The 19,256-nt window shown below is 37.0% G+C and carries 22 protein-coding genes; 16 read left to right on the top strand and 6 right to left on the bottom strand.

The genetic code is table 11. The annotated features are described in order from the left end of the window. The 4 genes from AACZ30_RS07635 to AACZ30_RS07650 all read right to left on the bottom strand — a co-directional run. On the bottom strand, positions 1 to 1,604 hold a 1,604-nt coding region (locus tag AACZ30_RS07635), incomplete at its 3' end, for a TonB-dependent receptor (RefSeq protein WP_339648626.1). After that, a complete protein-coding gene (locus AACZ30_RS07640; RefSeq protein ID WP_339648627.1) occupies positions 1,565 to 2,041 on the bottom strand; it encodes a hypothetical protein in 477 nt (158 codons plus the stop codon). The genes AACZ30_RS07640 and AACZ30_RS07635, both read right to left, overlap by 40 nt. A gap of 81 nt (positions 2,042 to 2,122) precedes the next feature. Continuing rightward, positions 2,123 to 2,428 (bottom strand): hypothetical protein, encoded by a 306-nt coding sequence (locus tag AACZ30_RS07645; protein WP_339648629.1) that lies wholly within the window; start codon positions 2,426 to 2,428, stop codon positions 2,123 to 2,125. Positions 2,429 to 2,643: 215 nt separating this feature from the next. Beyond that, the gene (locus AACZ30_RS07650) at positions 2,644 to 5,001 is read right to left on the bottom strand and encodes a TonB-dependent receptor (protein WP_339648631.1); all 2,358 of its coding nucleotides are present in this window, start codon (positions 4,999 to 5,001) and stop codon (positions 2,644 to 2,646) included. Between the two features lie 402 nt (positions 5,002 to 5,403). On the opposite strand from AACZ30_RS07650, the gene AACZ30_RS07655 reads away from it, so the two are divergent. Next, positions 5,404 to 5,766, top strand: a complete 363-nt coding sequence (locus AACZ30_RS07655) for a CoA-binding protein (protein ID WP_339648633.1) — start codon at positions 5,404 to 5,406, stop codon at positions 5,764 to 5,766. On the opposite strand, the gene AACZ30_RS07660 is transcribed toward AACZ30_RS07655, so the two are convergent. Next, the gene (locus AACZ30_RS07660; protein ID WP_339648634.1) at positions 5,737 to 7,182 is read right to left on the bottom strand and encodes a sodium:solute symporter; all 1,446 of its coding nucleotides are present in this window, start codon (positions 7,180 to 7,182) and stop codon (positions 5,737 to 5,739) included. The two genes, AACZ30_RS07655 and AACZ30_RS07660, sit on opposite strands and share 30 nt — an antisense overlap. A gap of 172 nt (positions 7,183 to 7,354) precedes the next feature. Between AACZ30_RS07660 and recR the strand changes: the two genes are divergently transcribed. The 4 genes from recR to AACZ30_RS07680 all read left to right on the top strand — a co-directional run bounded on the left by recR (position 7,355) and on the right by AACZ30_RS07680 (position 10,102). Continuing rightward, positions 7,355 to 7,972, top strand: coding sequence for a recombination mediator RecR (recR, locus tag AACZ30_RS07665; RefSeq protein WP_339648636.1), 618 nt, complete (start codon positions 7,355 to 7,357; stop codon positions 7,970 to 7,972). A gap of 36 nt (positions 7,973 to 8,008) precedes the next feature. Beyond that, on the top strand, positions 8,009 to 8,278 hold the full coding sequence (locus AACZ30_RS07670; protein WP_339648638.1) for a hypothetical protein: 270 nt from the start codon (positions 8,009 to 8,011) through the stop codon (positions 8,276 to 8,278). Further along, entirely contained in the window at positions 8,268 to 8,579 is a 312-nt protein-coding gene (locus AACZ30_RS07675) for a type II toxin-antitoxin system RelE/ParE family toxin (RefSeq protein ID WP_339648640.1), read from the top strand. Before AACZ30_RS07670 ends, AACZ30_RS07675 begins: the two co-directional genes overlap by 11 nt. 182 nt (positions 8,580 to 8,761) lie before the next feature. Further along, entirely contained in the window at positions 8,762 to 10,102 is a 1,341-nt protein-coding gene (locus AACZ30_RS07680; protein WP_339648643.1) for a dihydrolipoamide acetyltransferase family protein, read from the top strand. 167 nt (positions 10,103 to 10,269) lie between these two features. On the opposite strand, the gene AACZ30_RS07685 is transcribed toward AACZ30_RS07680, so the two are convergent. Then, positions 10,270 to 10,689 carry a BLUF domain-containing protein gene (locus AACZ30_RS07685; protein WP_075327398.1) on the bottom strand — a complete coding sequence of 140 codons (420 nt, stop codon included), beginning with the start codon at positions 10,687 to 10,689 and terminating at the stop codon, positions 10,270 to 10,272. 228 nt (positions 10,690 to 10,917) lie between these two features. On the opposite strand from AACZ30_RS07685, the gene AACZ30_RS07690 reads away from it, so the two are divergent. From AACZ30_RS07690 to AACZ30_RS07740, 11 genes are all read left to right on the top strand, one after another. Next, positions 10,918 to 11,694 (top strand): 3'-5' exonuclease, encoded by a 777-nt coding sequence (locus tag AACZ30_RS07690; RefSeq protein WP_339648644.1) that lies wholly within the window; start codon positions 10,918 to 10,920, stop codon positions 11,692 to 11,694. Positions 11,695 to 11,712: 18 nt separating this feature from the next. Further along, a complete protein-coding gene (locus AACZ30_RS07695; protein WP_208226092.1) occupies positions 11,713 to 12,327 on the top strand; it encodes a fumarylacetoacetate hydrolase family protein in 615 nt (204 codons plus the stop codon). 4 nt (positions 12,328 to 12,331) lie between these two features. Further along, on the top strand, positions 12,332 to 12,673 hold the full coding sequence (locus AACZ30_RS07700) for an Hpt domain-containing protein (RefSeq protein ID WP_339648647.1): 342 nt from the start codon (positions 12,332 to 12,334) through the stop codon (positions 12,671 to 12,673). Beyond that, entirely contained in the window at positions 12,670 to 13,932 is a 1,263-nt protein-coding gene (locus AACZ30_RS07705) for a competence/damage-inducible protein A (protein WP_339648648.1), read from the top strand. The genes AACZ30_RS07700 and AACZ30_RS07705 overlap by 4 nt, the downstream gene beginning before the upstream one ends. Positions 13,933 to 14,207: 275 nt before the next feature. Next, a complete protein-coding gene (gene rpmB / locus AACZ30_RS07710) occupies positions 14,208 to 14,447 on the top strand; it encodes a 50S ribosomal protein L28 (RefSeq protein ID WP_057480126.1) in 240 nt (79 codons plus the stop codon). 25 nt (positions 14,448 to 14,472) lie between these two features. Then, entirely contained in the window at positions 14,473 to 14,655 is a 183-nt protein-coding gene (gene rpmG, locus AACZ30_RS07715) for a 50S ribosomal protein L33 (protein ID WP_075327393.1), read from the top strand. A gap of 6 nt (positions 14,656 to 14,661) precedes the next feature. Further along, the gene (locus tag AACZ30_RS07720) at positions 14,662 to 14,814 is read left to right on the top strand and encodes a DUF4295 domain-containing protein (protein WP_075327392.1); all 153 of its coding nucleotides are present in this window, start codon (positions 14,662 to 14,664) and stop codon (positions 14,812 to 14,814) included. Positions 14,815 to 15,043: 229 nt separating this feature from the next. After that, positions 15,044 to 15,997 carry a signal recognition particle-docking protein FtsY gene (gene ftsY / locus AACZ30_RS07725; RefSeq protein ID WP_208226089.1) on the top strand — a complete coding sequence of 318 codons (954 nt, stop codon included), beginning with the start codon at positions 15,044 to 15,046 and terminating at the stop codon, positions 15,995 to 15,997. Positions 15,998 to 16,077: 80 nt separating this feature from the next. Beyond that, positions 16,078 to 17,697 (top strand): amidase family protein, encoded by a 1,620-nt coding sequence (locus tag AACZ30_RS07730; protein ID WP_339648651.1) that lies wholly within the window; start codon positions 16,078 to 16,080, stop codon positions 17,695 to 17,697. After that, positions 17,698 to 17,979 (top strand): hypothetical protein, encoded by a 282-nt coding sequence (locus tag AACZ30_RS07735; protein WP_339648652.1) that lies wholly within the window; start codon positions 17,698 to 17,700, stop codon positions 17,977 to 17,979. A 180-nt stretch (positions 17,980 to 18,159) separates the two neighbouring features. Further along, on the top strand, positions 18,160 to 19,020 hold the full coding sequence (locus AACZ30_RS07740) for an aminotransferase class IV (RefSeq protein WP_208226086.1): 861 nt from the start codon (positions 18,160 to 18,162) through the stop codon (positions 19,018 to 19,020). Positions 19,021 to 19,256 lie beyond the last annotated feature (236 nt).

Below are 19,256 nucleotides of genomic sequence, written 5' to 3' on the forward strand. Positions count from 1 at the left end.
TCTGCGGTGATGTTGTAATAAATCCCGGTCCAGAACTTAGAATTTTCATATTCTATTCGTGATCTACTCACCAATGGCGGAGATAGTGGTAGCGACTCTCCAAGATCTTCGTTTTGGGTGTAGGTGTAAGCCAGGTCTGTGCCCAATTTAATACCAGATTTAAACACCAATTCTCCCGATAGTTCAAAACCTGTCTTGTAGGCTTCATCGAGGTTTCTAAACACTTTTGGATGCACCGGCGGTTGAGTTGGCATATTCTTTCGGGTTAAGCTTTCATCTACTAAACCAACGATATAGTTCTCATAAATTGAATAAAATGCACTTACTGAGAAGTTGAAATTTCTCAGGGTTCCGGTATAAAGCTCTTTGCCATGAAGGCCGAGTTCGAATTGATTATTTACTTCCGCTTTTAAATTAGGATTTCCAACGTATTCATAAGGATCTCTTCCAATATTGAAAAAAGCAATATAGCGTTCTTCCATATTTGCCGGCCGGGCACCTCTTCCGTAGGAAAGTTCCAGGGAATAATTCTCTTTTAATAGGTGTTTATAAGCTACAGTTCCACTAAAAAGTTGTTCGTTGCGCTTTCCATTTTCCGGGTATAATTCAGCAAAACTTTCGTCTGGGTCACGGCTTTCTGAAACAATATGATCTATACGAGCTCCAAAATTGAAAATGTTTTTCTTGTTGAGTATAAACCTGGCTTCGGTAAAAACGCCATAATCATTTAAATAGCTATCCTGCCAAACCTTATCCTGGAATTCCATAGGTATTGCTAAAGGTTCGCCGGCCATATTAATTTTAACAAGGCGTTCTCTTTGCCCATCACGGTAGAGATTTATGACATCTATTCCAGAAAATAGCCGCCATTTGTTATTTAGCTTCCATTCGGCTTCCAGCTTTCCACCATAAGTGGTTGCCTCTACCATAGAAATTGCTTCAATTCGGTTAAAAGAAGGGCGCTTGTAATTGTCCATAATATGGTCTACAAAAGAGTAGTAGACTTTTGCAGTTAAACCTTTAAATTTTCCCTCTTTAGCCTTGTAGTTGTAGTCCAGGCTAAAAATACTGCTATTATCTTCATCGGTATCCATCATTAATCCTGCGTGTTTTACATCGCGTCCAAAAGATTGCCTAAAACCTGCTTTTAACCTGTTACTTCCGTTAAAAGAATAGCCTGCTTCCAAATTAAAACCCAGGCTGCGGAAGGAGGAAGGAATGCTTCTCCCATCTCCATCTTCATAATCGCCATAATCTCTTTGGCTAAAATTTCCGGATAGATCCCATTTATTTAGGTGGCCTTCCAGTTGAACCATATTTACCATAGAATTCCCGTTACTTTCGTAGCCTGAAGAAACGCTGCCGGAAAATGTATCAGTGGTTTCTACTACATTATCGGTTACCATATTAATAATTCCACCCGAAGTATTTCCGTATCTAACGCTAAAAGGACCTTTAATGATCTCAATTCTACTAATTTCTTCGGGATTTACCAGGGTGGTAATGGGATCCATTCGGCTAGGGCAGGCGTGCATCGCTTTAGTGCCCCCGTCAAACTGAATGTTTAATTGTTCATACTGGCTGGCACGCATACTTGGATCCATAGCGTAATTACCTCGCTTAATAAGTGAAACCCGTTGATATCGCTAAAAAGCTCTCCGGCATTTTTGGGTTGCACCACCTTTTCTCTAAAATTAGTTTTTACCAGGCTCTGTGCTGGATCTATTTGTGGATTTCCCAGGAGAAGGATTTCACTTATTCTGAATGAGAATCTTTCCAGGTAGATCACCTCACCCGGTTTGATGTTCGTAAGATTTTGTTTTCGGTATTTTAAATGACTTATCTGAAGGGTATCTTCTTCAGAAAAATTTATAAAAACATCTCCATTTTTGTTGCTCACGGCTGCTCTACTGCTGCCTTTAACCTGTATAGTTGCATCTTTTATAGGTTCCATACTAAATTCGTCTACAAGACTTATTTTAGACTGCGCTTGTAGCAATAGGGTAGAGGATAGGAATAATAATATGCTTAAAATTCTCATTTAATTCTATTTAAAAATTGATATAAGTAGATTGTATCCGCCGGTTTTTACCGATGGATTTTTATGATAAATCTGAAAAAATTAAGCTTTAAGAGAAGGTGGATGGAAAGACTTTGGTAAGTATTGGTAGGTGTAATTATTTAAATAAGTTATTAGAGTATTTTCTTCTTCTGAGAACTGGAAAACTTCCAGTTGTTGCATTGGGTTAAAAAAGAGAACTACTTGCCGCTGTAGAAAATCAAGATGTGTTGGTTTTTCCTTGGTGGTGGAGTCCTTACTTAACTTGGAGATTTCACACTTTCCATTACATTCCATTTCTGGTTTGTCCTTATTAACGCAAAATAATTCAGTAAAACTTGAATTATCTACCAGGTAGAAGCTTATCATAAAACCACTCTTTATGCTGTTAAACAGCATAACTACCGTGAATAGCAAAATGATAAATGTGCTTCTTTTTTCCATTTAAATGCAAAGATAAATGTAATTATAGGTATTAGAATGTGACTTGAATCACATTCGAGATGAATTAATGTTAAAATAAAAAACCCGGTATCATCTACCGGGTTTTTTGGCTAATTAAACTAAACTACAAACTATTATTTCTAAAACATTCCACCGCCTTCGGCTTCGTTGTCGTCTCTTTGTTTTCTTTTTAATGCCCTGTTTTTGCCACCGCCAAATCTATAGGAGAAACCTATATATACATTTTGGGTTTCACCTTTAAATCTTCCGGTTTGCGGTAGGGGACGGCCATTGGTAAAGCTGAATTCCTGCGTATCAAAAACATCGTTAAAGTTTAAGCTAAGCGTGGCTTTATCATCAAGAAAGGTGTAGCGCCCGCCAAGGTTCATAAAATACATCGGGTCCATATCCATTTGAAGGTTTTTAGCTTTACTTCGGTAAAATCCGAATAACTGGAAGGTTAATTTATCAGTTGCTTTAAAACTATGATTGGTTCTAAAAGTCCAGGCGGTGTTATCGGTTTCTAAATACTCGGTGCCAACTACTCCTTTTAATCGCTGGCTGTATAATTCAAAATTGGTATTTGTGCTCCACCAATCTGTAAATTTATAATTGGTTCCCAGTTCCAGCCCATAAGCATTATTATCTTCAAAATTGTCAAATTGCAGTAAAAGCGAACCTTCTTCATTAGGATCTTCTATAAAAACCTGGCTGATTTCATCATTAATATTTCTAAAGAAAACACCTGCAGTTAAACTTCCTTTTTTAGTAAACTTCCGGGTATAATTAAATTCCAGGGAATTGGTGAATTGCGGATCTAATTCTGGATTTCCGGAAACGGTTAACCTGGGTGTGCTTATCTCGCGAATAGGACTCACCTGGCCAAAACCGGGACGATCTACTCTTCGGCTATAACTTAATTGATAGGAATTTGTTTCATTTGGAGTAAAATTCAGGAATCCGCTAGGGTAAATATTAAAGTAATCGTCGTTAAAAACATTTTCACCATTATAGATGGCATCTACACTAAAATTTTCCAATCTTGCACCAACCTGATAAGACCACTTTTCAAAATTTTGTCCGTAAGTGGTATAAAACGAATAAATATCTCTTTTATACTGGTAGGTGGCATCGTTTAAAAAGTCACTGGTGGTATTGTAATCATTATCGGTATCTGAAAGCCTGGCTTCAGCTCCAACCTCAAGTTTACTATTTTCTGAAAGGGGATTTTCATAATCTACGTTCGCGATAATATTTTCCCGGTTTCCATTCACATGGTCACGGTAATCTGTGAAACCTTCGGTGTCTCCTTCAAAAGTAAAGATTGAATTTTCCTCTTCATCAAACGTGTTATAATCTACTTCGAATATAATTTTATGCCCTTCTTTTTCAAATTTCCTGTCGTAAGCGAAATTGTAGGTGCTGTTAATATTATTGAAATTTGCATTAAGGTTCTGCGCTAAATTAAGCTCTGAATTATTAGGATAAATAATTCTTAAAGCTCCTAAAGGTCCACCGTCGTAATGATTTTGGTTGGTGTAAAATGAAAATGTATTCTTGTCGTTAAGATAAAAATCTACGCCAACTTTATATAAATAAGATTCTCTTCTGTTTGTGATATCAAAAGCCTGTCGGTAATTATCTTCTGTGAAATTAATTCTTCCAAGATTGTAGCGATCACCAAACTGGGCGCCAAAATTTCCGTAAAAGTTGAATTTTCCTTTTCGGTAATTCATATCAAGAGAACCGTTGTAACGGGTGTTCTCACCAATAGTAACACCGGTATTTAAATTTCCGTTGAAACCATCGTTGGCATTTTTATGCAATACTATATTGATGATTCCGCTCATCCCTTCGGGGTTATATTTTGCCGAAGGATTGGTTATTAATTCAATGGTTTTTATCGAAGTTGAGGGAATTTGTTTCAACAACTGCGCAGGATCCATATTTGTAGGTTTTCCGTCAATAAGAATGCGCACATTAGAGTTTCCGCGAAGCGCAATATTTCCATCCTGGTCTACATTTACAGAAGGTACGTTATTCATAATTTCTGAAGCGCTGGCGCCGGTAGTGGTAAGGTCTTTCCCCACATTAATTACTTTCCTGTCTATTCGCTGTTTTATAGTGGTACGCTCTGCCACCACCGTAACACCGTCCAGCATCGCAACATCTGGTTCTAATTTAATAGTACCAAAATTATGAGAGCTTTGGTCTTTAGTGATTTCTATTTGTTTAGAAAAGGTTTTATATCCCATAAACTGAACTTTAAACATATAAGCTCCGTTTGGGATCTTTTCAATATAGAAAGTACCATCGGCAGAAGAAGTATTTCCCGAAACCAGGTTTCCTTCCATATCTGTAATACTAATGGTAGCGTAGGGGATTGGTTCTTCCAGGTCGCCATCTATTACAGAACCCGATATCTTTCCCACGGGTTCGTTGGCCATTGCAGTAAAACTGCTGATGCATAATGCTAAAATTAAAAATAACTGTTTCATTTTGTGATTGATTTTGATGATTAGTATGTTTAAAATAAATCCTTGTATTACATAATACCAGAATATTTTTTTTGGCAAATTCTTAATTTTGATGAATAAAACTTATCAGTTTTTGACTGGCGAATGACCCCTTGAATGTTATACCTTATACTATGTATTGCATAATAGATAAACGTACATTTTCAAAAATTTTGATCTTTCCTCTATTATAAAGACGAGCAGAAAAATGAATTGTTACAGATTTTTAGAAAGAATTTTAAAAAAAGCCCGTATTTTAGAAATACGGGCCGCTAAAGTTACGGGTTTACTAACCATCACATCTATATTCCCGCAACTAAGCTATCCTAAAGACTATGGGGAAGTATTTTTGTTACACTTGTCCTGAAACCTTAGATTTGTTATATGGAGAAAAAAACTTTAGTACTCGGCGCATCTCTTAATCGTTCCCGTTATTCTAATATCGCGATAGAACGTTTGGTAAGGTATAATCTACCTACAGTTGCTATTGGTTTAAGGAAGGGCGAAGTTGCAGGAGTAAAAATAGAAACCGAAAAAATTCCTTTTCAGGATATTGATACTGTTACCCTTTATTTAGGTCCGCCAAGACAGGAGGAATATTACGATTATATTGTTTCTCTAAATCCTACGCGAGTAATTTTTAATCCCGGAACAGAAAATCCTGAATTTTACCAAATTCTGAGAAAAAATAATATTGAAGTTGAAATTGCCTGTACTTTAGTGATGCTTGGTACGAATCAATATTAATCCTAACAGGGTTAGGAATCCGTTTAGAATTAAAATAAAAAACCCAAATTCAAACCCAAACCAAACCAGGCTGTTTATACTAATTATATAGGATAAAACAGGTGCGAGAATTGCAACTATAGGCACTAGCTTATCCTTTACTTTAATATTGGTAAATAAACCAAGGGTATAAAGTCCCAACAGTGGACCATAAGTATATCCGGCAAATTCAAAAAGTTTATTAATCACACTTTTATCGGCTATCGCATATTTAAAAATTAGCATTACGGCTATGAATAAAATAGAGATTACAATATGAATTTGCTTTCTAATTCTCATTTGTTTGGCTTCTTCATAGCGTTTTTCAATATTTAAAATATCAATACTAAAAGAAGTGGTAAGCGCGGTTAGAGTGCCATCAGCACTGGAATAAGCCGCGGCGATAAGTCCCAGGATAAAAAGAATAGCTACACCAATTCCTAATTCACCTCCGGTTGCAATTGCAGGGAAAAGTTCATCTTTAATCGCATCAATTCCGCTCAAATCGGCATATTGGGTAAGTAAAACTCCCAGGATAAGGAACATCATGTTTACAATGGTAAGTACAATAGTAAACGAAAACATATTTTTTTGTGCATCTTTCAGGTTTCGGCAGGTTAGGTTTTTCTGCATCATATCCTGATCAAGTCCTGTCATTACTATCGCAATAAAAGCTCCACTTACAAACTGCTTAATAAAATGATCGCTACTTTTCCAGTCTTCAAAAAAGAAGATTTTTGTAAGTCCGCTTTCTGAAAGATGATTGATCATTCTCCCGGCCGTAATCCCTAATTCATCTGAAACCACGATAAGAGTAACGCCGAGTGATAACAGCATAAAAAATGTTTGCAGGGTATCTGTCCATACAACGGTTTTAATTCCGCTTCTAAAAGTGTATAACCAAATTAAGAAAATGGTTGCTGAAACCGTAGCGTAATATGGAACGCCTAATTCATCAAAAAGAATTAGCTGCAACACATTTGCTACTAGAAAAAGCCTGAAACTGGACCCAACTATCCTTGAAAGCAAGAAAAATGAAGCCCCGGTTTTATAGGAATATTTTCCGAAGCGTGATTCCAGGTAAGAATAAATTGAAGTAAGATTTAATCGATAATAAAGCGGGAGGAGAATAAGCCCAATCACTGCATAACCCACGGTATAACCCAGAACTACCTGGAAATAACTAAAACTATCTGTAGCCACGGTTCCCGGCAAAGAAATAAAAGTAACCCCGCTAAGCGAAGCACCAATCATCCCAAAAGCCACGATATACCACGGTGATTCTCGGTTTGCACGGAAAAATTCAGCATTACTACCCGCTCTGCTTGAAAAGAAAGAAACTAAAAATAAAAGTCCGAAATAAGCGGCGATTAAAATTAAAATCTGGTAGGGCTGCATAGCGATGATTTTGTGAAGTGGCGAATTTACAAATTAAGCTTAAACTTTCACCCGCTTACTAAAAATGTACAATTAGGAGCTGGTGATGAATACAGTAGAAAATTATTTTTCGATCCTGGCCGGCTGGTAGATTTAAATCTCGATTATCAAGTAAAAATCATAAATTCGCAATATGGATTTTTCTTCAAAATTATTGGAACAGGCTGTAGATGAAATGTCTCAACTTCCGGGCATTGGGAAGCGTACCGCTTTAAGGCTGGTATTGCATATGCTAAAGCAGCCCGAATCACAAACCAAACAACTGGCCGATGCACTTACCAAGCTAAGAACCGAAATAAAACTTTGTAAAAATTGCTACAATATTAGCGATACAGATTTATGCGCTATTTGCGCCAATCCTTCCAGAAATTCAGAAATTGTTTGTGTGGTAGAGGATATTCGCGATGTAATGGCTATTGAAAATACCGATCAATACCGGGGGCATTATCACGTTTTAGGAGGAAAAATAAGTCCGATGGATGGTATTGGCCCTTCGCAGCTTAGTATAAAACCTTTAATTGAAAAAGTGCAGGCAGGAAAAGTAGAAGAAATCATTTTTGCTTTAAGCAGCACGCTGGAAGGAGACACTACCAATTTTTATATTTACAGGCAACTGGAAGGTATCGGTATTAAAACTTCAACAATAGCACGAGGAATTTCGGTAGGAGACGAGCTGGAATATGCCGATGAGGTAACTCTGGGAAGAAGTATCACTAATAGGATTCCTTTTGAAAATTCTACTAAAAATTGATATCTTTAAGTGAGCTTCGCGCTAAAAAATAAACAGATGGAAATTTCAGCAATTAAAAAAGCGATTATTGAAAAATTAGAGGGACTTAATGAGGCTCAATTGCTTGAAATTCAGAAGTTAATTGAAAATTTTCATCAACAAGAAAATATTGAGGAACCGCAAACCAATTATCACCTTGAGGAGTGGGAATTAATGCCTGATTGGCAAAAGAAAAGAATTGAAGATGCTGAAAAAAGTTTAGGTAGTGTAGCAGGAGTTCCTCATAAAGAAGTTGCAAGAAGAGTAAAAGATAAATATGGCTTCTAAAAGGGAAGTGATTTGGGCTGCTTCAGCCATAAAAGACTTAGACAATATTCTTGATTATCTTGGAAATAATTGGAGCAAAACAGTTAGTGAAAATTTCTTTAATACCTTAGACCATTCGGTAGAGCTAATTAAGTTAAATCCTTATCAATTTCCTGCACTCTCAAAAGAAAAGAGGTTTTATAAATGTGTGGTAACAAAGCATAATTCCATTTTTTATAGTGTTCCAAATGAAACTCTTATTAGGATTCTCCATGTTTTTGATACACGACAGGATCCCGATAAACTTCCACTTAATCAATAATATTTCTACTGAAAAATTTAGTTTCAGCTTTTGAAATTGTAATTTTACCCAGGTGCGAAAACATTTTCTAAAACAGAAAATTTATAACGAAAATTCATTTTATTGATTTTTTAATACTTTTAAAGTTGAATTTTCATTAAATTCGCAAGCATAAACCTTAAAATAAGCTTTCAATTATAGATATGGCAAAGTTTGAACTTAAGCTACCAAAAATGGGCGAAAGTGTCGCCGAAGCAACTATTACCAACTGGTTAAAGGAAGTTGGAGATACCATTGAAGCCGATGAACCGGTTCTTGAAATCGCTACCGATAAAGTAGATAGCGAAGTTCCCAGCGAAGTAGAGGGGAAATTGGTAGAGAAACTTTTTGAAGCCGATGATGTAGTACAGGTAGGGCAAACCATAGCTATTATTGAAACTGATGGAGAAATCCCAGCCGGTGCAGGTGATGATGAATTAGACCTTGATCTGGATGACAGTGAAGAGGAAAATGAATATGCTGAAGAGGTAGCCGAAAGTGTTGAGACAGCGAAAGAAACTGCAGGAAGCAAAGATTTTTCTGAAGCTTCCAGGTTTTATTCACCGCTGGTAAAAAATATAGCAAAAGAAGAAAATATAAGCCTTGACGAACTTGAATCTGTAGAAGGAACCGGTAAAGATGGTCGCGTGACTAAAGATGATATCCTGGCTTACGTTGAAAACCGCGAAAAAGGAACTTCCCAAAAACAAACCACAAAAACTGCGACAGCCCCGGCAGCAGATACCGGGAAAATGCCCAGCGCCAAAGCTGAGTCTGAAAAAGTGGTGCCTTCAGGAGAAGATGAGATTATAGAAATGAGCCGTATGGGTAAAATGATCGCACACCATATGGTAGATAGCGCTCAAACTTCAGCTCACGTTCAATCTTTTATAGAGGTAGATGTTACCAATATCTGGAATTGGAGAAACAAGCACAAAAACGATTTTCAGAAGAAAGAAGGAGAAAAACTTACGTTTACTCCAATTTTTATGGAAGCCGTGGCCAAAGCGATTCGTGATTTCCCAATGATCAATATCTCGGTAGATGGCGATAAAATTATCAAGAAGAAAAATATAAACCTTGGAATGGCGGCAGCTCTTCCAGATGGAAATTTAATAGTGCCGGTAATTAGAAATGCCGATCAGCTTAACCTTGTTGGCCTTGCAAAAAAGGTAAATGACCTTGCTAATCGTGCACGCCAGAATAAATTAAAGCCAGACGATATTCAGGGTGGAACCTACACTGTAACCAACGTAGGAACTTTTGGAAGTATTATGGGAACTCCTATAATTAACCAGCCGCAAGTTGCAATTCTTGCCCTGGGAGCCATTAGAAAAGTACCCGCGGTAATAGAAACTCCAGATGGCGATTTTATAGGAATTCGTTACAAGATGTTCTTATCTCACAGTTACGATCACAGGGTTGTAAATGGAGCGCTTGGAGGTCAATTTGTACAACGTGTTGCCCAATATCTTGAGGGATTTGACAAAGACCGAGAGATATAAATTCAAAGAATATTCAAAGAAAAAACCGGCTAATCTTAGCCGGTTTTTTTAGCTGTCATCCTGAACTGGTTTCAGGATCTAAGATGTTGGTAATTCGAACATGTTAGAAGCTCAAACAATCCCGAAGCTTCGGGACAGCTTGACGATTTTTTTTAGTTTTTCTGCTTTCAAAGATTCTTTACGTAGTTATTTAATAGGTTTAAAGCAGGGTGCTCATCTGGACTTTGGTAATTGTCAAAAAGCTGCGCTGTTTCCAGATCTTTATAACCAAGAATTTCAAAAGCTTCATCTTTTTGTAGCTTTTTAAACGCCATAGACCATTCAGAAAAAGCGCGTTTTTCACTAAAACCTGAGTCTATTTCAGTTACACTTTGGTGACGCCTGTCTTCAGCAATCTTATTATATAAACTATCAATATTTTCCTCTTTTCCTTCCAGGTATTGAATAAAACTTCCGTGGAAATAAATTAGCATACCTGTTACCTCAATTTCGCTATTGCGAGTTCGGGATTTACTTAGAAGTTCCTTTAAATCATTATCGGTTATTACGTGACTTTGCCTGCTTACGTATGCTAAGTATTTAAACATCCTGGTATTTTTTAATATATTCAAAGATAAAAAATGTTATTAGGTTTAGTTGAAGGAATATTTAGTGATTTAAAAGGATTAAGATAGTATATTCAAAAATGTGTTCTAATATTCAAACTTCTGCTAAATTAAATTTTTTAGGGCTGTAAATCTTTATTTTTCAAAACTTGCTTAATAAGTCAAAGCCCATAAATTATAGTATATTTACCCCCAAAATCAAGCTCCTTTATGGAATTAAACCTAACCAGACCCATTTGTTTTTTTGACCTCGAAACCACGGGAACAAATGTGGCAAAAGACCGTATTGTAGAAATCGCTATCCTTAAAGTTTTTCCTAACGGAAACAAGGAAAGCAAAACCTGGCTGGTAAACCCAGAAATGCCTATTCCCAAAGCAGTGGTGGCAATTCACGGAATTTCAGACGAGAAAGTGGCTAATGAACCCACGTTTAAAGAACTTTCTTCCCAGGTGCACGATATGATTAAAGGTTGTGATCTGGGTGGTTACAATTCCAATAGATTTGATATTCCTTTACTGGTAGAAGAACTTCTACGCGCCGGGATAGATTTTGAAATGAAAAACGTGGTGGCCGTAGATGTACAAACTATTTTTCATAAAAAAGAACAAAGAACTTTGGCAGCCGCATACCAGTTTTACTGCGGAAAAGATCTTATAGATGCCCATAGTGCTGAAGCAGATACCACGGCAACCTACGAGGTTTTAAAATCGCAGTTAGATAGGTATGACGATTTGCAAAATGATATGAAATACCTGGCCGATTATTCTGCGAGGAATAAATTTGCAGATTTCGCCGGATTTATCGCGTATGATAAAAAAGGAAATGAAGTTTTTGCTTTTGGAAAATACCGTGGTAAAAATGTAGAAAAGGTGCTGGAAGAAGAACCGGGTTATTTTGGCTGGATTCAGAATGCCGATTTTCCACTTTATACCAAAAAAGTACTTACCGCTATAAAATTGAGAAAATTAAATACCAAGTTGAAATAATTTTTACCAGGCCTACTTATGAAAATAATTTGCATTGGCAGAAACTATACCGATCATATTTCTGAATTACAAAATGAAAAACCCGAAGATCCGGTAATTTTTCTGAAACCAGATACTTCTATTTTATTAAAAAAACAGCCCTTTTTTATTCCTGATTTTTCTAATGATGTTCATTATGAAGTTGAGGTTTTGGTGAAGATCAAAAAAGTAGGAAAACATATTCAGGAGAAATTTGCGCATAAATATTATGAAGAAGTTGGCCTTGGGATAGATTTTACAGCCAGAGATCTTCAGCAAAAATTAAAGGAGAAAGGATTGCCCTGGGAAAAAGCAAAAGCTTTTGATGGAGCTGCGGTAATAGGAGAAAAATGGTTGCCCAAAGATGCGGTTGGCGATATAAATATGCTTAACTTTAGTTTAGAAAAGAACGGGGAAACCGTTCAAAAAAGCAATACCCGATTGATGCTGTGGAAAATAGATGAGCTAATTGCCTATATTTCACAGTTTTTTACTTTAAAAATAGGTGATGTTATCTTTACCGGGACCCCGGCCGGTGTTGGCAAAGTAACGCCAGAAGATAAATTAACCGGATTTTTAGAAGACAAACAAATCTTTTCAATTCAAATAAAATAGTACTATGAGCAACTACGATTTAAGTGAGGTTAAAGAAATGGCCGGTGGCGACGAAGATTTCATGAAAATAGTGGTACAAACCTTTTTAGAAGAAATTCCGCCAGATGTAGAAGCGATGAACGAGGCTATTTCTAACGATAATCCTGATCTTGCTTATCAATTTGCCCATAAAATGAAACCCAATTTACAGCTGTTTGGCCTGGAACTTATGGACGAGGTAAAGGTGATTGAGGCCTGGGCAAAAGCCGGGAAAAAGAAAGACGAAGTTCCCAACGCGGCATCTAAAATCACCAAGAAAGTAAATGTGGCCAGCATTGCCCTTAAAAGAGATTTTGAACTGGAATGAAAGCAGAAATAATTACCATTGGAGATGAGATTCTAATTGGCCAGATTATAGATACCAATTCAGCTTTTATCGCTAAAGAATTAAACAAAATTGGTATTTCGGTAAAACAAATTTCTACGGTAGAAGACGAAAAAAGTCATATCCTGGAAGCTTTGTACGAGGCTAAAAACCGTGCCGATATCATAATTATTACTGGCGGTCTTGGGCCTACCAAAGACGATATTACCAAAGATTGTTTATGCGAATTTTTCAATGATAAACTCGTGAAAAACGAGGAAGTACTCAAGCATATAGAATTTCTTTTTGATAAATATATAGACACTCCAATTTCCGATTTAAACCGAAAACAGGCCATGTTACCCTCTAAAGCCCTGGCTTTAAAAAATAAGTATGGTACAGCAGCAGGAATGTGGTTTGAAAGCGAGGAAAAAGCTTATATTTCTTTGCCAGGCGTTCCTTTTGAAATGAAAGCGCTCATAGAAGATGAAGTTGTACCTAAGCTTCAGCAAACGTTTAAAAGGCCGGTTATTCTGCATAAAACCGTTTTAACCTACGGGATGGGAGAAAGCGCCATTGCCGATAAAATTGAAGATTGGGAAAACAATTTCCCGCCATACATTAAACTGGCGTATTTGCCCAACCTGGGCAGGGTGCGTTTGCGTTTAACTGCGAAAGGCGATAACGAAGAACATCTTAAAAACAGTGTAGAAAGCCTTATTACCGATTTGCACGGGATTATAGGCGATATTATTGTTGGGTATGAAGACGATGAGCCTATAGAAATTCAAATTTCAAGATTATTACTAAAAATTAATGCCAGTATATCCACGGCGGAAAGTTGTACCGGTGGGAAATTGGCCAATTTATTTGCCACACCTCCCGGCGCATCAAATTATTATAAAGGCAGCGTGGTAAGTTACGCCACGAGTGTTAAAGAAGATATTTTACAAATAGATAAAAAGCTAATAGAAGAACACTCGGTGGTGAGTGAGGAAGTGGCAATGGCTATGGCAAAAAATGTGAGAGATCTTTTTAAAACCGATTATGCGATTTCCACCACCGGAAATGCAGGGCCGGCAAAAGGAGACAGCGATGCCGAAATTGGTACTGTTTTTATAGGAATTGCCACCCCAAATAAGGTTTATGCGAAAAAATTCATCTTTGGGAATCATCGGGATAAAGTAATTGGGAAGGCGGTAAACAAGAGTATGGAAATGATTCGGGAAGAGTTATTTCTACAAATAAAGACCTATCCTTAATCGCATTTTTTAGTTTTAAAGTTTTGAAATCACCTAATTTAAGGTTTGAATTTCAGTATTTTAAATAGTTTTTGCTTCAAAAATGGCTAAATTTGCCAAGCGAAAAAGTTTGTTGGCTTTCTAACACAACGAAAACAGGGAGTTTTTAGCTAAGAAATAGATTTGATTTCCATATTTCAAAAAGCTGGAATATTTTTTTAAATTAATATTGTTTGTTAGGTGAAAAAATCGTTAATTTGCAGCCTGTTTTGAAATAACGAGAAAAGAATAGAGCAATGTCAAGAGTTTGTGAACTTACTGGTAAAAGAGCGATGGTTGGGAACAATGTTTCTCACGCTATGAACAAAACCAAACGTAGATTTAATGCCAATTTGGTAAAGAAACGTTTTTTTATTCCTGAGGAAGATAAATGGGTCACTTTAAAGGTATCTACATCTGCACTTAAAGATATTAATAAAAAAGGCATCTCTGCTGTAATTAAAGAGGCAAGAGAAAAAGGATTTTTGAAGAAATAATCCTTAAGCATAAAAACACATTACAATGGCAAAGAAAGGAAACAGGGTACAGGTTATACTAGAGTGTACAGAGCATAAAGCTACCGGACAACCGGGAACTTCAAGATACATTACTACCAAGAATAAAAAGAATACACCGGATAGATTGGAGATAAAGAAATTTAATCCAATCCTTAAGAAAATGACGGTTCATAAAGAGATAAAATAATAAGTTATGGCTAAGAAATCAGTTGCATCGATACAAACAGGGTCTAAGAGATTGACCAAAGCAATTAAAATGGTGAAATCTCCAAAATCTGGTGCCTATACTTTTGTTGAACAAATTATGGCTCCGGAAGAAGTGAACGACTTTTTGAACAAAAAGTAAGCTAAGCAAACTTCCTTGAAAATATTTACAAAGCCGTCTGGATAACTCTAGACGGCTTTTTGTTTTTATTTGATAATCGAAATTTAAATGCTCCGGGATTTGTTTCGATATCGTAAATTAGTTCTTCTTAATGCTTCGTGGGCTTGCCTCGAAGTAATTTGCTTATATTTACAGCTGAAAATTTCGGGAAAACATTTCCGGAATTTGTTGATTTTAAACCTTCCAAAAAATGAGTTTATTTAAAAAGATATTTTCAAAAGACAAAAAAGAAAACCTGGATAAAGGGCTGGAAAAGACTAAAACCAGCTTTATGTCTAAAATGAGTAAAGCCGTTGCCGGTAAAACCAAGGTAGACGAAGAAGTTTTAGACGATCTGGAAAACGTACTGGTAAGCAGTGATGTTGGTGTGGCTACTACCATTAAAATTATAAACCGAATTGAAGATCGCGTAGCTCGTGATAAATATTTGGGTACTGAAGAACTTAATAAAATATTACGCGAAGAAATTGCCGGCCTGCTTTCTGAATCTGAAACTGGCGAAGCAGCAAATATCCAGTTGCCAGATGTAAAACCATACGTAATTATGGTGGTTGGCGTTAATGGCGTAGGTAAAACTACCACAATTGGTAAACTTGCTCACCAGTTTAAAAGCGCCGGAAAAAAAGTTGTTTTAGGGGCAGCCGATACTTTTAGAGCAGCGGCCATAGATCAGTTGCAAATTTGGGCCGATAGGACCGATGTGCCTATAGTGCGCCAAAAAATGGGCAGCGATCCTGCTTCTGTTGCTTTTGATACCGTACAAAGCGCAGTAAAACAAAATGCAGATGTAGTGCTTATAGATACCGCCGGGAGACTTCACAATAAAGTGAATTTAATGAACGAGCTTACCAAAGTAAAACGTGTAATGCAAAAGGTGATTCCTAATGCTCCCCACGAGGTTTTATTGGTTTTAGATGGCTCTACTGGGCAAAATGCTTTTGAACAGGCAAAACAGTTTACAGCGGCTACAGAAGTAACTTCTCTTGCCGTTACAAAATTAGATGGTACAGCAAAAGGCGGCGTTGTAATTGGTATAAGCGATCAGTTTAAAATTCCGGTTAAATATATTGGTGTAGGCGAGGGTGTAGAAGATTTGCAGGTTTTTAATAAATACGAATTTGTAGATTCTTTCTTCAAACAGTAAGCCAATTTTGCGGTGCCGGGAAAATCGGTAGTTTATTGATTAATATTTTATTTAACCTCCAGTTTTTAAAATTATAATAAATGAAAAAACTTTTATTCCTTCTTCTGCTTCCCGCTTTAATTTCCTGCGGGAATGATAAAAAATCTGAAGATGAAAATACCGAAACCCGGGACTCGCTAAAAACCGAAAAGGAAGAGGAATTTAAAGTTTTAGATTCAAAAAATATTTCCCAGGATTCTCTTTGGTCTCCTTTTGAAAGCGATTTAGCAGAATTTTCTGAAGAAAAATATCAATCGATAAAACCGCTTATTTTCGATAAGAATATTCCTGAAATCCAGGAAGCAGTCAAAAAGGGTGAGCTTACTTACGAGGAACTTTCCCTGTTTTACTTATACCGAATTAAAAAAATTGACCGTGAGAATGAACTTTCCTTAAACTCGGTTATTTCTCTAAATCCAAACTTGCTGAAAGAAGCACGAAAAAAAGATAAGCAATTAAATAATTCAGCAGAAAATCATTTGATTAATGGAATTCCGGTTTTATTAAAAGATAATATTAATACGCAAAATATGGCAACTACAGCGGGAGCTATTGCCTTGCAAAATAACCAGACCGAAGATGCTTTTATAGTTCAGAAATTAAAAGAAAACGGTGCTCTAATTCTTGGAAAAGCCAACCTAAGTGAATGGGCTTATTTCTTTTGCGGCGAATGCCCCAGCGGTTACTCGGCGGTTGGCGGACAAACCTTAAACCCATACGGAAGAAAGATTTTTGACACGGGCGGTTCCAGTTCGGGTAGTGCAGTGGCGGTGGCGGCAAATCTTGCTCCTGTAGCAGTAGGATCTGAAACTTCAGGATCTATTCTTTCGCCTTCCAGTCAGAATTCGGTAGTAGGGTTAAAACCAACTATCGGGAATTTAAGTCGGGGTGGGATTGTGCCTATTTCCAGCTATTTAGATACTCCCGGCCCTATGTCAAAATCGGTTATAGATAATGCAATATTATATTCAGCAATGACTGGGAAAGATGATGAAGATGCGCTTTCAGTAGAAGTAGAGGATACCGATTTCAATTTTGAAAATACAAGTTTGGAAGGAAAGCGATTTGGTGCTTTTAAACAATTAATAAAAGAAGATTCTCTTTATAAGGTGGCGGTTAGCGATCTAAGAAATGCAGGAGCCGAAATTGTAGAATTTGAAGCCGAAGAAATTGAACTGGAAAACTTTTTGCGTTTGCTAAGCCTGGATATGAAAAAAGATCTACCCGAGTATTTTGAAAAATATGGTGGTAAAACAGGTTTTGCTTCGGTAGATGATATTGTGAAATTCAATTTAAAAGATTCTGTGAGCAGAATGCCGTACGGCCAAACCCTGTTTGATGGAATCTTACACGAGTCGGCTGACTCTACCAATCTTGATTCTATAAAGAATGATTTAAGTGAGAAAGGAGAAAAGTATTTTGATACTCCCATGCAGGAACACAATTTAGACGGAATTTTATCCATAAATAATTATCACGCCGGTTTCGCGGCGGTTGCTCATTATCCGGCAATTACTGTTCCTATGGGTTATAACAAAGAAGGCGCCCCAAAAGGACTTACATTTTTCGCAAAATCATCTGAAGAAAATAAACTTTACCAGTGGGCTTTTGCTTACGAAAAGGCTTCCAAACGTCGACAATCCCCAAAAAATTACGAGTAAATGAAACAACGGAATTTGAAAGCGCTAATTAGCAAGATCATTTTGTTCTATAGCATATTTTTTGGCGCTATGAAGATTATTGCCGTGTTATTTCAGGACGCCTGGCCACTGCCAAACCTTATTATGGCAATTCCATTTGTGATTTTTGCCTTTATAGGCGGGATTATGCTTAAACGCGATACTTATTCCTGGGTTTATGTAGCTGCCGGGGTAATTGTAATAAGTATAGTTCGTTATTACGAGATCCAGTGGCTGCAGCAATTACAGCAATATTTTAATTAATGTATGTCCGTTTTTACTCATAAGATCAAAATCATTAATAAATCGTCATGCTGTCCCGACGCTTCGGGATATTTCAGCATCTAACATAGCATGAGGATGCACTCAACTTAGATCCTGAGACAAGTTCAGGATGACGACCATTTTAAATGATGACTTTTTACGGAGAACAAATCTATTACTATGAAACCTGAAAAAAAGTACCCTTCGGAAGTTTATTTAAACGGAAAATGGCTGAAACCCGACGAGGCCTTTGTTTCGGTTTTTGACCGTGCATTTATGTTTGGCGACGGAATTTATGAAGTAACCCCATTCTATAACGGAAAAGGCTTTAAGCTGGAAGAACACCTAAAACGCCTGCAATATTGCCTGGACCAGATACAGGTTGCTTTTAATGCATTTTCGCTTGAAAAATTAATGTACGAAGCTATAGAACGCGCCAATTTAAATGAAGCTGATGCAGCAGTTTATATACAGGTGAGTAGGGGAGTTGCGGCCCGAAGCCATTTTGTTCCCGAGAAGATTGAAACCACCGTCTTGTTGTACGCCTTTCCGGTGACTTTAGAAGGTTTTGAAAAGAAAACCTGGGAAGTAATCGCCACAGAAGATAAACGCTGGCACCGCTGCGATATAAAGTCGACAGCACTTTTGGCAAATGTTATGGCCAACGAGGAAGCCATCGCTACCGGGTTTGCCGAAAACCTCCTGGTGCGCAAAGGTTATTTTACCGAAGGTTCACATTCCAGCCTGTTTTTTGTAAAATACGGCGTAGTACATACCCATCCCGAAGGCCATAAGATACTCTCTGGAATTACCCGCGCCGAGGTGATTAACATCTGTGCCGGCTTAAATATAAAAGTGGTTGAAAAACCTGTACATATTGACGAATTGGTAGAAGTAGAGGAAATCTTTGTTACCGGCACCACCACGCAAATTATTCCTATAAGTTCTATTACTCACAAAGACAAAAAAGTCTACACCACGCAAAAAGACAGCCTTACTAAAAAATTACAGGAGGTTTTTATTAAGAGGACGAGGGGATAGGTTTTATAATAATTCTACTCAAAAGCGTAGAACCTGGTTTCAGTTATATAATCGGGTCTTTTTACAGTGAAAATTAATTCATATTCCGATAAAGTTCTTCGCTATCACTTGAGCAACCTAAGCTGATTAGAATTAGTAAAAATGAAATTATAGAGTATTTTTTCTTCAGGATAGTTATATTTTCATTACTGTCCAGTTAAAACAGACTGAGTGACAGTTGGTTATAATCAAGTTCT

It is taken from the genome of uncultured Salegentibacter sp. (genome assembly GCF_963972535.1).
Classification (GTDB): domain Bacteria; phylum Bacteroidota; class Bacteroidia; order Flavobacteriales; family Flavobacteriaceae; genus Salegentibacter.

Excerpts from the sequence above, each read along its gene's own strand:
- AACZ30_RS07735 (WP_339648652.1), top strand. The coding sequence starts at position 17,698 with ATGAAACAACGGAATTTGAAAGCGCTAATTAGCAAGATCATTTTGTTC.
- AACZ30_RS07730 (WP_339648651.1), top strand. The coding sequence starts at position 16,078 with ATGAAAAAACTTTTATTCCTTCTTCTGCTTCCCGCTTTAATTTCCTGC.
- rpmG (WP_075327393.1), top strand. The coding sequence starts at position 14,473 with ATGGCAAAGAAAGGAAACAGGGTACAGGTTATACTAGAGTGTACAGAG.
- ftsY (WP_208226089.1), top strand. The coding sequence starts at position 15,044 with ATGAGTTTATTTAAAAAGATATTTTCAAAAGACAAAAAAGAAAACCTG.
- AACZ30_RS07695 (WP_208226092.1), top strand. The coding sequence starts at position 11,713 with ATGAAAATAATTTGCATTGGCAGAAACTATACCGATCATATTTCTGAA.
- AACZ30_RS07660 (WP_339648634.1), bottom strand. The coding sequence starts at position 7,182 with ATGCAGCCCTACCAGATTTTAATTTTAATCGCCGCTTATTTCGGACTT.
- AACZ30_RS07670 (WP_339648638.1), top strand. The coding sequence starts at position 8,009 with ATGGAAATTTCAGCAATTAAAAAAGCGATTATTGAAAAATTAGAGGGA.
- AACZ30_RS07675 (WP_339648640.1), top strand. The coding sequence starts at position 8,268 with ATGGCTTCTAAAAGGGAAGTGATTTGGGCTGCTTCAGCCATAAAAGAC.
- AACZ30_RS07645 (WP_339648629.1), bottom strand. The coding sequence starts at position 2,428 with ATGATAAGCTTCTACCTGGTAGATAATTCAAGTTTTACTGAATTATTT.
- AACZ30_RS07680 (WP_339648643.1), top strand. The coding sequence starts at position 8,762 with ATGGCAAAGTTTGAACTTAAGCTACCAAAAATGGGCGAAAGTGTCGCC.
- AACZ30_RS07720 (WP_075327392.1), top strand. The coding sequence starts at position 14,662 with ATGGCTAAGAAATCAGTTGCATCGATACAAACAGGGTCTAAGAGATTG.
- AACZ30_RS07685 (WP_075327398.1), bottom strand. The coding sequence starts at position 10,689 with ATGTTTAAATACTTAGCATACGTAAGCAGGCAAAGTCACGTAATAACC.
- AACZ30_RS07640 (WP_339648627.1), bottom strand. The coding sequence starts at position 2,041 with ATGAGAATTTTAAGCATATTATTATTCCTATCCTCTACCCTATTGCTA.
- AACZ30_RS07650 (WP_339648631.1), bottom strand. The coding sequence starts at position 5,001 with ATGAAACAGTTATTTTTAATTTTAGCATTATGCATCAGCAGTTTTACT.
- recR (WP_339648636.1), top strand. The coding sequence starts at position 7,355 with ATGGATTTTTCTTCAAAATTATTGGAACAGGCTGTAGATGAAATGTCT.
- AACZ30_RS07700 (WP_339648647.1), top strand. The coding sequence starts at position 12,332 with ATGAGCAACTACGATTTAAGTGAGGTTAAAGAAATGGCCGGTGGCGAC.
- AACZ30_RS07740 (WP_208226086.1), top strand. The coding sequence starts at position 18,160 with ATGAAACCTGAAAAAAAGTACCCTTCGGAAGTTTATTTAAACGGAAAA.
- AACZ30_RS07705 (WP_339648648.1), top strand. The coding sequence starts at position 12,670 with ATGAAAGCAGAAATAATTACCATTGGAGATGAGATTCTAATTGGCCAG.
- rpmB (WP_057480126.1), top strand. The coding sequence starts at position 14,208 with ATGTCAAGAGTTTGTGAACTTACTGGTAAAAGAGCGATGGTTGGGAAC.
- AACZ30_RS07690 (WP_339648644.1), top strand. The coding sequence starts at position 10,918 with ATGGAATTAAACCTAACCAGACCCATTTGTTTTTTTGACCTCGAAACC.
- AACZ30_RS07655 (WP_339648633.1), top strand. The coding sequence starts at position 5,404 with ATGGAGAAAAAAACTTTAGTACTCGGCGCATCTCTTAATCGTTCCCGT.